General features: G+C 57.0%; 1 pseudogene. It reads right to left on the bottom strand.

Annotated elements, in window-relative coordinates:
- Positions 1–237: pseudogene (locus tag N7568_RS25360) on the bottom strand (1,4-alpha-glucan branching enzyme); the annotation flags it as partial.

Raw genomic sequence — 237 nt, 5'->3', positions numbered from 1 at the left:
GACCTTGGAGAACGTGATGGTCCCGTGGTTCCACTTGCGTTTGATGGTGTCTTCGGAGATGTTCTTGAGAGAGTCATGCATCCAGCCCATGTTCCAATTGAGCCCGAAGCCCAGCCCGCCGTGGTTGGTGGGAGCAGTGACACCGGCGAATGCGGTTGACTCCTCCGCGATGATGATGTCGCCGGGGTGTGACTTGTACACCGTGGCGTTGACTTCCTGCATGAAGGAAATCGCTTC

The organism is Paenarthrobacter aurescens (assembly GCF_025421775.1).
Taxonomy (GTDB): domain Bacteria; phylum Actinomycetota; class Actinomycetes; order Actinomycetales; family Micrococcaceae; genus Arthrobacter; species Arthrobacter aurescens_B.
Note: the sequence above shows the minus strand (reverse complement) of the source record. Positions and strands in the feature narration are given on the sequence as shown.